General features: G+C 58.6%; 10 protein-coding genes. 3 read left to right on the top strand and 7 right to left on the bottom strand.

What is annotated here, in order from left to right; translation table 11 throughout:
• Nucleotides 1-9: 9 nt before the first annotated feature.
• Together JK621_RS10025 and malX are read right to left on the bottom strand one after the other, a co-directional pair.
• A complete protein-coding gene (locus JK621_RS10025) occupies nt 10-1,191 on the bottom strand; it encodes a MalY/PatB family protein (RefSeq protein WP_212559655.1) in 1,182 nt (393 codons plus the stop codon).
• Nucleotides 1,184-2,803: a maltose/glucose-specific PTS transporter subunit IIBC gene (gene malX, locus JK621_RS10030; protein WP_212559656.1), complete on the bottom strand. Its 1,620-nt coding sequence runs from the start codon at nt 2,801-2,803 to the stop codon at nt 1,184-1,186. The genes JK621_RS10025 and malX overlap by 8 nt, the downstream gene beginning before the upstream one ends.
• 258 nt (nt 2,804-3,061) lie before the next feature.
• On the opposite strand from malX, the gene JK621_RS10035 reads away from it, so the two are divergent.
• Entirely contained in the window at nt 3,062-4,093 is a 1,032-nt protein-coding gene (locus JK621_RS10035; RefSeq protein WP_212559657.1) for a Mal regulon transcriptional regulator MalI, read from the top strand.
• Here the strand turns inward: JK621_RS10035 and JK621_RS10040 are convergent.
• A complete protein-coding gene (locus tag JK621_RS10040; protein WP_212559658.1) occupies nt 4,090-4,965 on the bottom strand; it encodes a LysR family transcriptional regulator in 876 nt (291 codons plus the stop codon). The genes JK621_RS10035 and JK621_RS10040 overlap by 4 nt on opposite strands.
• Nucleotides 4,966-5,222: 257 nt before the next feature.
• Here JK621_RS10040 and ampC point away from each other — a divergent pair, with 257 nt between their 5' ends.
• Nucleotides 5,223-6,359 carry a class C beta-lactamase gene (gene ampC, locus JK621_RS10045; RefSeq protein WP_212559659.1) on the top strand — a complete coding sequence of 379 codons (1,137 nt, stop codon included), beginning with the start codon at nt 5,223-5,225 and terminating at the stop codon, nt 6,357-6,359.
• 9 nt (nt 6,360-6,368) lie between these two features.
• On the opposite strand, the gene JK621_RS10050 is transcribed toward ampC, so the two are convergent.
• Nucleotides 6,369-7,298, bottom strand: a complete 930-nt coding sequence (locus tag JK621_RS10050) for a LysR family transcriptional regulator (protein WP_212559660.1) — start codon at nt 7,296-7,298, stop codon at nt 6,369-6,371.
• Between the two features lie 102 nt (nt 7,299-7,400).
• Between JK621_RS10050 and JK621_RS10055 the strand changes: the two genes are divergently transcribed.
• Entirely contained in the window at nt 7,401-8,558 is a 1,158-nt protein-coding gene (locus JK621_RS10055; protein ID WP_212559661.1) for a serine hydrolase domain-containing protein, read from the top strand.
• 44 nt (nt 8,559-8,602) lie between these two features.
• On the opposite strand, the gene JK621_RS10060 is transcribed toward JK621_RS10055, so the two are convergent.
• The 3 genes from JK621_RS10060 to JK621_RS10070 all read right to left on the bottom strand — a co-directional run bounded on the left by JK621_RS10060 (nt 8,603) and on the right by JK621_RS10070 (nt 12,167).
• Entirely contained in the window at nt 8,603-10,126 is a 1,524-nt protein-coding gene (locus JK621_RS10060) for a YdgA family protein (RefSeq protein WP_212559662.1), read from the bottom strand.
• A gap of 143 nt (nt 10,127-10,269) precedes the next feature.
• Nucleotides 10,270-11,448 (bottom strand): mannose-6-phosphate isomerase, encoded by a 1,179-nt coding sequence (manA, locus tag JK621_RS10065; protein ID WP_212559663.1) that lies wholly within the window; start codon nt 11,446-11,448, stop codon nt 10,270-10,272.
• 530 nt (nt 11,449-11,978) lie between these two features.
• Nucleotides 11,979-12,167 (bottom strand): hypothetical protein, encoded by a 189-nt coding sequence (locus JK621_RS10070; protein ID WP_212559664.1) that lies wholly within the window; start codon nt 12,165-12,167, stop codon nt 11,979-11,981.
• Nucleotides 12,168-12,344 lie beyond the last annotated feature (177 nt).

A 12,344-nucleotide genomic window follows, 5' to 3' on the forward strand; every position in this document is an offset into this window, starting at 1 on the left:
CCCGGTCGACTAAACCTCGCCCAGAACAAACCTCAGCCCGCTAATCAGCTTGTCCATGCCGGCTTCCACCTTGCTGCGTGGGCAACCGACGTTCAGCCGCAGGAAGCCGCGGCCCTCTTCGCCGTAAGTGAAACCCGGCATAATCGCGACCTTCTCGCGGTCGATCAGCACCTGTTGCAGTTGGCTGTCGTCAACGCCCAGCGGACGCAGATCGATCCAGGCCAGATAGGTGGCCTGCGGCGGCTGCCAGTCGAGCGTCGGGAACGCCAGGTTCAGCCGTTCGGCGACGTAGGTCAGGTTGTCTTGCAGATAATCGCGCAGTGCATCCAGCCAGGGCTCGCCGTGGCGATAGGCGGCAATGTGCGCCACCACCGCCAACACTGCCGGTGAAGACAGCCCGTCGCGGCTTTTCAGCAGTTGGGTGTAGGCGTCGCGAGCGGCATTGTCGCTGATAAACCCGTAGGCGCCGGTCAGCGCCGGAATATTGAAGGTTTTGGAGCCGGAGGTCAGCAGGGCCCAGGGCGTGGTCGCCACCTGGCTCCATGGCGTGTGGCACCTCTCGCCCCACACCATGTCCATATGGATCTCATCGCTGATCACCCGTACATCATGGCGTTCGCACAGCTCGGCCATCTGCTGCAACTCCGACACGCTCCATACCTTGCCGGTCGGATTGTGCGGGCTGCACAACAGCAGGATCTTGGTTTGCGGCCGCGCCAGCAGCGCTTCCAGGTGCGCCATGTCGCACAGCCATTGGTCGCCGTCCTTGTGCAGCGGGCAGGCCAACAGTTGGCGCTGATTGCCGAGGATCACCTTATAAAAGGCGTCATAGGCCGGCGTGTGAGTGACCACGAATTCCCCCGGCGCCGACCACAGGCGGATCATCTGTGCAGCCATGTAGATCACCGACGGACCGTAAACCGCCATCCCGGTGTCGATCGGCGTATTGAAACGCTGCTGATACCAGTGGCGCACCGCGCCGAGAAAATCCTCATGCTGCCAGCGGCTGTAACCCAGCACGCCGTGCTGCAGGCGCTGTTGCAGCGCCTCGATAATGCAGGGGGCGGTAGCGAAGTCCATATCTGAGATGGTGAACGGCAACAGGTCGTCGCTGCCAAAGCGATCGGCAATGTAATCCCACTGCGTGCACCAGGTGCCGTGCCGATCGACCGGAGTAGAAAAATCAAACATGTGACGCTCCCTGCAGGGCGGCCGCAGGTTGCGCTGCCGCTATCAGTGAGTCTAATTCATCTTTTACCGATTGTACCTGCGGACCGATCACCACTTGCAGATTATGGTCATTGAGGCGCACGACGCCAATGGCGCGGTTGGCTTTCAGCGCCGCGTCATCCACCTTGCTTATGTCGCTGACCGACAGGCGCAGGCGGGTGATGCAGTTATCCAGCGAAACGATATTCTCGCTGCCGCCCAGCGCCGCCAAAATGGCCGGCACGTTATAACCGGATTTACCGACCGCGCCCACCGGCGCGCTTTGGCTGGTAGCGGCGTCGCTCTCGCGGCCCGGCGTTTTGATGTTAAAGCGCTGGATGGAGAAGCGGAAAATGGCGTAGTAGGCGGCAAACCAGATGGCGGCGACAATCGGCACCAGATACCACTTGGTGGCGGTGCCGTGCAGGATGCCGAACACCACGAAATCGATGATATTGCCGTCGGTGTTGCCGATGGTCACGCCCAGCAGCGCCATCACGGTGAAGCCCAGCCCGGTCAGAATGGCGTGGATGAAGTACAGGAAAGGCGCGACGAACAGGAACAAGAACTCGATCGGCTCGGTGGTGCCGCCGACCACGCAGGCCACCACGCCGGAGATCAGCAGGCCCTTAATTTTATGTCGGTTTTCCGGCCTGGCGCAGTGATACATCGCCAACGCCGCACCCGGCAGGCCGCCGAGGAACGCCGGCATTTTACCCTGCGACAGGAAGCGGGTAGCGCTTTCGGCAAAGCCGGTGGTGGTTGGGCAGGAGAGCTGCGCCTGGAAAATGGTCAGGGCGCCGCTGACGCTGTGGCCGCAAACGTCCAGCGTGCCGCCCGCTTCGGTAAAGCGGATCAGAGCCACCAGAATATGGTGCAAACCGAAGGGTAACAGCAGGCGTTCGCCGGTGCCGAAAATCATCGGGCCAAAAGCGCCCGCGCCGTTGATCACCCAGCCGAGGCCGTTGATGCCGGCGGCGAACCAGGGCCAGATCAACGGAATAACCAGCCCGCACAGGCCCAGCACCAGGGTGGTGACGATCGGCACAAAGCGGGTGCCGCCGAAGAACGCCAGCGCATCCGGCAGGCGGATGGTATTGAAACGCTCATGCAGCAGATAAACGATAATGCCGACGATCACCGCGCCCAAAATGCCGGTGTCGATTGACTGGATACCGAGGATGTTCTGGATGTTATTGGCTTTTAACACCAGCGGATCTGTGGTGGGCAGGATGCCGGTAGTGGTCAGGTAAAAATTGGTGGCCAGGTTCAGCACGGCAAAGCCGACAAAGCCGGAGAACGCGGCGACGCCTTTGTTTTCACGCGCCATGCCCAGCGGAATGGCGATGGCGAACATCACCGGCAAGAAGCTAAAGGCAAAAGAGCCCACCTTGCTCATCCAGGTGAACAGCAACTGGAAGGCGGGGTGGCCGATAAAAGGCAGCAGAGTGATGACATCGCGGCTGCTCAGCGAACTGCCGATCCCCAGCATGATGCCGCAAAAAGACAGCAAGGCGACGGGCAGCATGAATGTTTTGCCCAGGCTTTGGAAAAACTCCCAGAGCGTTATTTTTTGTTTTTTAGATGCTGGCATGACCGGTGGCTCCTGGCGAAAAAAGCGTGCAAAAGTGATGTGTGCCCCTGTTAGGTAAAAATAAGATAAAACGTTTTACCTAGCAAAAATGCGCCGCTAATCACAATTATGGCAGGTGCTTTATGGTGACAATGGTTATGCCAGTAAAACGTTTTACCGAACAAAGAGATTCGGTATACCATGGCTTCAGAGACAGGCTTTATGGCTTTCAGGCTGCAGCGTTTGCACAATATGCCCAGGATCGGGTTTGCAGGGGTTATGACCATCAAAAAGATCACCATCACCGATGTCGCACAGCAGGCCGGCGTCTCCGTCACCACCGTTTCACTGGTGCTGAGCGGCAAGGGCCGTATTTCGGCCACCACAGTGACGCGGGTCAACGAGGCGATCGAACGGCTCGGTTATGTGCGCAACCGCCAGGCGGCGACGTTACGTGGCGGTGAGTCAGGGGTGATAGGGCTGATCCTGCGCGATATCTGCGACCCTTTTTACGCCGAAATGACTGCGGGCCTGAGCGAGGTGCTGGAGGCGCACGGCAAAGTGCTGTTCCTCACCCAAAGCGGCCGCGACGGCAAAGGGCTGATGCGCTGTTTTGACACGCTGCTGGAACACGGCGTCGACGGTATGGTGCTGGCGGGCGGTATGCGTTCGGCGGCGGGGCTGAAGGAAAAGGCCGCAGAGCAGGGCGTTCCCCTGGTGTGCGCCGCGCGTTCGAACGGGCTGGACGGGGTCGACGTGGTGCGCCCGGACAACATGCAGGCCGCCAAGATGGCCACAGAATTCCTGATCAAACGCGGCCACAGCCAAATAGCCTATCTGGGCGGCGAGAGCGGCTCGCTGACCCGCGCGGAACGGCTGGGGGGGGTTTGCGCCACGCTGGTGCAGTATGGCCTGCCTTTCCGCTCCGAATGGATTGTCGAATGCGATGGCCATCAGCGGGCGGCGGCGGAGGCGGCGGAAAACCTGCTGCGCCAATACCCGAACATCAGCGCGTTGGTGTGTCACAAGGCTTCGGTGGCGTTGGGCGCTTATTTCGGCATTGTGCGCAGCGGGCGCAGCATAGGTTCGGAAGGCGTGGACACCTATTATGGCCAACAGGTGGCGCTGATTGGCTTTGGCGACGTGCCTGAAGCCGAACTGACCGAGCCGCCGCTGACCCTGGTGTCCAGCTCGGCAATGGAGGTTGGGCGCAGCGCGGCTGCACGCTTGTTGCAGCGGATTGGCGACGCCGGGCTGCCGGCGCAAAACGTCATCCTGCCGCCGCGGCTGATCAAGCGCGGTTCCGCCTAAGCCTGTTCTTGCCGGGCCTGCTGTTGCAGCCAGCCTTCGAAGGTTTTCATCGCCGGGGTCATTACGCGGGATTTCAGGCGGGTCAGCCAATAGCCGCCCAGATTCGCTTCGGCGGCAAAGGGGCGCACCAACAGCCCTCCCTGCAACTCCCGGGCGAACATACTGGCGGGAGCCAGCGCCACGCCGCCGCAGTTTATCGCCCCCTCGACCATCAATCTCGACGCATCGAACACCGGGCCGTTAATGCGCCAGGGAGCGATCTGCGCGGCGGCAAACCAGCGTTCCCATTCATCCTTGCGGTAACTGCGCATCAGCAGCTCGTTTTTAAGATCTTCCGGTGAACGCAGGCGCGCGGCGACCTCCGGCGGGCACAACACCGTCAACGGCGCGTCAAACAGCTTGATATTGCAGGTCGCGGGCCACAGCCCCTCACCGAAGCGAATGGCGAAATCCATGCCGTCCGCGGACAGGTTAACCAGATTGTTGTTGGTCAGGATGCGCAGATCGACAAACGGGTGGGCCTCCCGGAACGACGCCAGCCGCGGCATCAGCCAGCCGACCGCAAAGGTGCCGACCACCGCAATCGTCAGTACCTCATGAAAATGGCCGCCTTCAAACTGCTGCAGTACCGACTCGATGCGGTCAAAGGATTCGGTTAATACCGGCAGCAGCGCCTGGCCTTCTTCGGTAAGATCCAGACCACGCGGCAGGCGCTTGAACAGCACAATGCCCAGCTGTTCTTCCAGCATTCGCACCTGCTGGCTGACGGCGGCCTGGGTCACGCTCAGCTCCAGGCCGGCGCGGGTAAAGTTAAGGTGGCGGGCGGAGGATTCAAAAGCGCGCAGTGCGTTCAGCGGCAGTCGGTTACGCATAACGACCCATAAATTTTTCTTTTGGCTAGGTGAAATTATTATCGCTTGTCAGCCGGGGGATAAACACCGATATTTTGCGCACTCGTTGCAGCTGTTCTGCGACGAGCCAAGGAATAGTCGATACCCATACCTTTCAGGCCGCAGCGTCGTTGGCTGCCACGTGAAATGCACCGGGTATAATCACTCAAGGATAGGGTTACGCCGACTGACAAAAAAATCTATTGGCGGCAGCCCTTCAACACAATGAGCTTGTTATCATGAAGAGAACCCATAAGTTGGCGGTGGCGTTGCTGACCGCACTGGCGATACCGGCAGGCCATGCCGCAGATAAAGCCGACATCGATGCCATCATTCAACCGCTGATGCAGAAATACGGCGTGCCGGGCATGGCGATCGCGGTATCGGTGGAAGGGAAACAGCAGTTTTATCATTATGGCGTGGCGTCCAAACAGACCGGCAAACCCATCACCAACCAGACGCTGTTTGAAATCGGCTCGCTGAGCAAAACCTTCACCGCCACGCTGGCGGCCTATGCCAACGATGAGGGCAAACTGTCGTTCGCCGAACCGGCCAGCCGTTATTTGCCGGAGCTGCGCGGCAGCGCGTTTGACCATGTCAGCCTGCTGAAGCTGGCGACTCATACCTCCGGGTTGCCGCTGTTTGTGCCGGACGAGGTGACCAACGACGCGCAACTGATGGCCTATTACAAGCAATGGCAGCCACCTAAACCGGCAGGCAGCACCCGCGTTTATTCCAATCTGGGTATCGGCATGCTGGGGATGATCACGGCGAAAAGCCTGAACCAACCCTTTGCTCAGGCGATGGAGCAACGCTTGTTCCCGGCGCTGGGGCTGACGCACAGCTACATTAACGTACCGACCGGCCAAATGGCGAATTACGCCCAGGGCTACAACAAAAAAGACCAGCCGGTGCGGGTCACGCCGGGACCGCTGGATGCCGAATCCTACGGCGTCAAATCCAATGCGCAGGATCTGATCCGCTACCTCGAGGCCAATATGCAGGTCGCGAAGGTGGGGGATAAATGGCGCAAGGCGCTGGACGAGACCCATACCGGCTATTACCGGGCGGGGGTACTCACCCAGGATCTGATGTGGGAAAGCTATCCTTATCCGGTGGAGCTGGCGCGCCTGACGGAGGGCAACAATGCCGGGATGATCATGAACGGCACGCCGGCCACCGCCATCACGCCGCCGCAACGGGAACAGGGCGCGGCCTGGTTCAATAAAACCGGTTCGACCGGCGGCTTCTCTACCTATGCGGTGTTTTTGCCCAAGCAAAAGATTGCCGTGGTCATGCTGGCCAACAAATGGTTCCCGAATGACGATCGGGTGGCGGCCACTTACCGCATCGTACAGTCGCTGGAAAAACCCTAAGTCGCAGCCTCAGGGCGCCGCAATGGCGCTCTGGGGCATATCCTGCAACGCCTGTTTTTCGCGCATAAAATCAATAAATACCCTCAGCTTGAGCGGCATATGGCGGCTGGCAGGGAAATAGATGAAAAAACCGGGCGACTCGTCGGCATAATCCGCCAAAACCTCCACCAGTTGCCCGCTTTCCAGCTCGCGCCGCGCCGCACCGCGAAAGCGCTGGGTAATGCCTAGCCCCGCCAGCGCGGCGTCCTTTATCAGCCGATCTTCATTGAAAATCAGGCTGCCGCCGACCTCCAGCGTCAGGTGCCCGTCATTCTGCCTGAAATACCAGGGCTCAAATTTGCCGCTGCCGGGGAAACGGTAACGCAGGCAATTATGTTCGCTCAGCGCCGCCGGCGTAAGCGGTATGCCGTGCTGCGTCAGATAGCCGGGAGAGGCGATCACCACCCGCCGTTGGCCGTTATCGATCGGCACCGCGATCATGTCTTTCTGCAACATCGCGCGCATGCGGATGCCGGCATCGAAGCTGCCGAGCACCAGGTCGGAAAAATGGTCGTCGGTAAACAGCTCAAGCTGTACTTCGGGGTAACGTGCCTGAAACTCCGCCAGATAAGGCATCACCAGCAGGGACGCGGCCAGTTGCGGCAAGGTAATGCGCAGCAGGCCGGAAGGTTGCCCGCGCAGGGTGCGGAGATCGTCCGCCGCCACGTCGATTTGGCTCATGGCCGGTGCCACCCGCCGGTAAAAAATCTTCCCTTCATCACTCAGCCGTACCGAACGACTGGTGCGGTTGAACAGCCTGACGCCCAGCCGCGTTTCCAGCGCCTGAATGTTTTGCGACACCGCCGGTGGCGTAACGCCCAGTTGGTTGGCCGCCTGGGTAAAGCTGCCCAGCCGGGCGACGGCTTCGAAGAACGGCAGCAGTTGTAACAGTGAGCTCATCGATCGCTAATTCCTGCTTAATGATTCGTTAAGTAACCTGGCATTTAATTTTATAATAGACGCGTTAGACTGATTTTATTCCCTCAGAGAGAACAACAAAACATGTCGACAGTGAATCAGTCATTAGCAGAAAGAGTGCAGGCGGTCAGCCAGCGGGCGATCGACGAAGGGCGCCTGGTGGGCAGCGTGGTGCTGGTGGCGCAACGAGGCGAAGTGATTTATGCCGGGGCTGCCGGTTATGCCGACCGTGAATTGCAGCGGCCAATGCGGCGTGAAACGCAGTTCCGCCTGTCGTCGGTGTCCAAGCCTTATATCACGCTGGCGGCGATGCGCATGATCGAACAACAAAAACTGAGCCTGGACGATGCGGTAAGCCGCTGGTTGCCGTGGTTCACCCCGGCGCTGGCCGACGGCCGCCGCCCGGAGATTAAAATCCGCCACCTGCTGAGCCACACCGCCGGGCTGGATTACCGCATGAATCAGCCCGCGGACGGCCCATATCAGCGGTTGGGCGTTGAAGACGGCATGGAGCTGTCGTCACTGACGCTGGAGCAAAATTTGCAGTTGCTGGCGCAGGCGGAACTACTGGCCGAACCCGGCAGCGCATTTAATTATTCACTGGCGATCGACGTGTTGGGCGCGGTGCTGGAGCAGGCAGCGGGCGAACCCTTGCCGCAGTTGTTCAGCCAATGGGTCGCACAGCCATTAGGGCTGGCCAATACCGGTTTTTACGCCACCGATGCCGACAACCTGGCGACGGCCTATCATGATATTGCCACCCGGCCGGAGCCGATACATGACGGTATGCGGTTGCAGCTACCTGAAGGCTTTGGCTTTGATATCGAACTGTCGCCCTCACGGGCGTTTGATCCGCAGGCTTATGCTTCTGGCGGGGCCGGCATGGTCGGTGACGCCGACGACGTACTGCGGCTGGTGGAGGCGTTACGCGCTGGCGGCGAGGGTATTTTACAACCCGCTACCGTGACGCTGATGCGCCAGCCGCACGTGGGGGCAGAAGCCGAAGTTCAGGGGCCGGGCTGGGGCTTTGGTTTCGGCGGCGCGGTGCTGGTGGATGCTCAATTGGCGGCGACGCCGCAGCACTGCGGCACCCTGCAATGGGGCGGCGTGTACGGACACAGTTGGTTTTACGATCCGCAGGCGGAGCTAAGCGTGGTGGCACTGACCAATACGGCGTTCGAAGGGATGTGCGGGCTGTATCCGCAGCAGATCCGCGATGCGGTGTACGGGAGAGGGGAATAAAACCGGGGCTCCGTAAGGAGCCCCGATGAACAACAACTTATCGCTTACTGCGCCGGTGCGGGAACGGCGTCCTGAGCCGGTGCGCCTTCCTCTGCCGGTGCGGCCAACAGGCCGAACATGCCGATGAATTCTTGCAGCGTCATTTTATTGCCGTTCAGATCAACCTGGTTGTCGGCGTAATGGAAGCTGCTGCCAATCACGTCGTCTTTCAGGGTGGTCAGTTTGAACATCTGGCCCATCGCCGCCAGCCCCTGCACCTGTTGCTGCGCCAGTTTTTGCGCTTCTTCCGCGCTATAGCCTTGCAGCAGTGCCGTCTGTGAGGTGGTTTCGGTGGCCATCGCGACCGGAATGCTCAGGCTGGCGTCCAGTTTTTTCACCGAACGGGCAATCAGCTGGTCCGGAGATTGTGCCGGGGAGCCGGCCTGCGCCGGATCGGTCAGGTCCAGATTCAGGGTAAAGGTACTTTCACCCTTGCTGTTTTTCCAGCTCAGCGGTGCGATGCTGATGTTCGGGTTGCCTTTCAGCAACAGCGGCAGGTTTTGCAGCAAGATATCGGTGGTTTGCTGCTGGTAAGCGACCGGATCGACGGGTTGGCCCTGTTGCAGCATCGCCAGCGCCTGCTGGTTGTAACGGTCGGCAAACTCTTTCAGCGACTTGGCGTCCAGTTTGTCGATCTTCAACGACAGTTTGCCGGAGCCGAAGTCGCTGTTCTGGATCTTCAGCGCATCCATGGTGTAATCGATCTGGCCGTTCAGATTGTTGTCTTTCTCGCCGAATTTGCTTGCCAGGTTAAAGCCGTCCAGCGTCAGGGTATCTTTACCGTCAACGGCAATCTTGACCTGCTTCACCGCCATGTTCTGGTCGCCGAGGCTGAGATCGAACTGGCCGGCATGAGTCTGGCTCTTCAGCGTAGCGCCCTGCAAGGTAACCTGCTCGATCTGGCCGAACTGGTTCGGGCCGCTGATCACGGCGCTGTCGCTGTTGGCGTCCAGGGTAAAGGCCTTCATATCGCGCGAAACATCGGCATTGATGGTGGCGCCGCTGAACTTCAGCGCCGATTTGTCTTTGGTGTATTCCAACGGGATCACGTCAATGGCCGACGAGGTGTCGCCGCTGTATGAAATGCGCGAGTCGGCGGTGAACAGCGACTTGCCTTTGGTAATGTCAAACAGGCCTTTGGTTGCCGGGGTGTTTTCCAGCTCGGTATGCACCGAGGCCATGCTTGGCAACAGATTGAATTTTTTCAGCTGGGCGAACGGGAAAGGGCCGTGATCGATGGTTTCCAGGAACGCCACTTCGTCGCCGGGCTTCAGTGCGGCATCGTCGGTGGTGACGCTGCCGTCGGCGCGCAGTACGTAACGAATCTTACTGCTGAAAATGCCGCGCTGGTAATTTTCATAACCCAGTTTGACACCGGCTTTCGGCAGGTAGGCTTTCAGTTGGCTGTTGGCGTTATCAACCACTTCACCCATCCGTTGCTCGATCAGTTTGCCGGTGTACCAGGAAGCCCCGGTCCATGCCGCGCCAAGAACCACAATGACGCTGACAGCGACTAACGATTTTTTCATAGTTCTGTTCATCCTTTATTAAGCCATCTGTTGCAGACAGATGGATGGGCAAATTTGGGCCAACAAAAAAACGCCCGCAGGCGTTTAATTGTGAAGGTAACTCACTCTTTTTAGCAACTAATTTGCTGAAATTTACCGAGTGATTACGACAACTGATTATAAACGCGCGCGATTCGGCCTGAACCGCTAACGCTGACCGGAGACTCGAAAGCGCCGATAAAGCAGGACTCACCCGGCTTCAGCGCCAGTTGCTGGCCCTGTTTTTCCAGTACCGCTTCACCGTCGACGCAGAACACGATGGCCGCGCTGTTTTGCGCCAGCGTCTGCGGTGCGGCGGAGAGATCGTGCAGCGAAAAGGCAAAGTCCTCTACCGGGATCGGGAAGAACAGCTCATCGCCGCGCTTTTCCGGCTGGGTCAGCAGGCCGGAAACCGGCTGAGGACGGAACTGCAGGTTGGCCAGCAATTCAGGAATATCGATAAATTTAGGCGTCAGACCGGCGCGCAGCACGTTGTCCGAGTTGGCCATGACTTCCAGCGCCACGCCTTTCAGGTACGCATGCGGTGTTTCGGCGTATAGGAACATCGCTTCGCCCGGCTTGAGTTGCACCACATTCAGCAGCAGCGGCGAGAACAGGCCGCTGTCGTCCGGGTAGAAACCGGCGATAAAGCGCAAAGTATCCCAGGGTTCGCCCTGTTGGTTGTTCAGCGCGGCTTTCAGCACTCCGAGCGCCAGTGATTTCTGGTCGCCGCTCATCGCCAACAGGCTGGCAAACAGCGTTGACAGGTGCGCAACGTCCGGCTGTCGCAGGAAGGCGGCGATATCAGGATGCGCGCCGGCAATCGGCTGCAGCAGAGAAACAATGTCGGACAGCTCGCGGAAGCCGTTCATCGCCAGGAAAGGCGTCAGCGCAAACACCAGCTCCGGTTTGTGGTTAGGGTCTTTATAATTGCGCTCGGCCGCATCCAGCGGAACGCCAGCGGCGTTTTCTTTGGCAAAACCTGCAACGGCGGCGGACTTGCTTGGGTGCACCTGGATCGACAGCGGCTGATCGGCGCACAGGACTTTAAACAGGAAAGGCAGCTCGCCAAAGCGACGGGCAACGTCCGCGCCCAGCTGTTTAGGTTGGTCTTCATCAATGACGTCGCGCAGTGAGCGCAAAGAGCCGTTGGCATCCGCCACGCTGGAGCTGCTCTTCGGGTGAGCGCCCATCCACAGCTCCGCCATCGGTTTCCCCTGCGGGTTGGCGATGTTATACAGCCGGGTTAAGGCGTCGTGACTGCCCCATGCATAGTTTTGCACTGCGTTGGTCATTTTTTGCATCTTGATAAATATCCTTTGCGTTCGCCGCCGCGGTGGCGGGGGAGTAGCTGACTGATTTATACGGCTAAAACAAGCAGACCCTGAGCGCCCATCGTACGCTCATCCGACGGCGCCACATCATGTGCGCGATCAAACAATAGGCCACCTGCGCCGGGCAGGGGAAATAATCTCTGTGGCACGCTGCTGTTCGACATTCGCAAAGTATAACGTGATAGCAATAAGCGTCACAAATGCCTCAGGCGGTTCGATGGGGTTGCGGTTGGGTAAAAAAACGCCGACCAAAAGGGATGGCGAATAGGGTGTTGCATCGGCAGTTTTTACTCAGGCTATTAAATGGAAACTCAAAAATGCCATTTTGGCGTTATTTTATTTCGCTCTATTTCAAGGTGTGAACTCTGATGTGGATTATTACTCGTTGAATATTTACATCACTATTATGTGTTTTTTTATTGGCAACCAGGAAAAGGGGTTAAATTGAAACATCGCATCGCGATACACTGAGCGAAATTAAATTAACCCTTGGCGTGTCGCTATTTAAACGCCGAGGCGCGGATGAAAAAATTGTGGGCGCTGACGCCGGTTGCGGCTACTGCGGCACCGCCGGCAGCCACTGCGGCGGTTGGTGTGAGAGGGAACGCCGCAATGAACGGCAGAATGCTCATGATGAAATCAATCCTCCGCAGGATGAAAGAATTAATGCCAACAATCAGCATCATCATTCACTCATTCACAACCGGGCCGCTGAAATAGCGCGCTGAACGTCTGATGGCGTTTTTATTGTATTGGCGCGTTATCGAAGAGCAGGTGCGCCGCAAGGATGTTCGCCGAGAAAATAATAGCCATACGCTAAAAAAGGCAATGAAGAAAAAATGCTGTGAGGCAACTCTCTTAATGCG

It is taken from the genome of Serratia plymuthica (genome assembly GCF_018336935.1).
GTDB lineage: Bacteria > Pseudomonadota > Gammaproteobacteria > Enterobacterales > Enterobacteriaceae > Serratia > Serratia plymuthica_B.

What these genes read in the sequence shown, in the direction of transcription:
- JK621_RS10050 (WP_212559660.1), bottom strand. Translation starts at nt 7,298, where the DNA reads ATGAGCTCACTGTTACAACTGCTGCCGTTCTTCGAAGCCGTCGCCCGG.
- ampC (WP_212559659.1), top strand. Translation starts at nt 5,223, where the DNA reads ATGAAGAGAACCCATAAGTTGGCGGTGGCGTTGCTGACCGCACTGGCG.
- manA (WP_212559663.1), bottom strand. Translation starts at nt 11,448, where the DNA reads ATGCAAAAAATGACCAACGCAGTGCAAAACTATGCATGGGGCAGTCAC.
- JK621_RS10055 (WP_212559661.1), top strand. Translation starts at nt 7,401, where the DNA reads ATGTCGACAGTGAATCAGTCATTAGCAGAAAGAGTGCAGGCGGTCAGC.
- malX (WP_212559656.1), bottom strand. Translation starts at nt 2,803, where the DNA reads ATGCCAGCATCTAAAAAACAAAAAATAACGCTCTGGGAGTTTTTCCAA.
- JK621_RS10060 (WP_212559662.1), bottom strand. Translation starts at nt 10,126, where the DNA reads ATGAAAAAATCGTTAGTCGCTGTCAGCGTCATTGTGGTTCTTGGCGCG.
- JK621_RS10035 (WP_212559657.1), top strand. Translation starts at nt 3,062, where the DNA reads ATGACCATCAAAAAGATCACCATCACCGATGTCGCACAGCAGGCCGGC.
- JK621_RS10070 (WP_212559664.1), bottom strand. Translation starts at nt 12,167, where the DNA reads ATGATGATGCTGATTGTTGGCATTAATTCTTTCATCCTGCGGAGGATT.
- JK621_RS10025 (WP_212559655.1), bottom strand. Translation starts at nt 1,191, where the DNA reads ATGTTTGATTTTTCTACTCCGGTCGATCGGCACGGCACCTGGTGCACG.
- JK621_RS10040 (WP_212559658.1), bottom strand. Translation starts at nt 4,965, where the DNA reads ATGCGTAACCGACTGCCGCTGAACGCACTGCGCGCTTTTGAATCCTCC.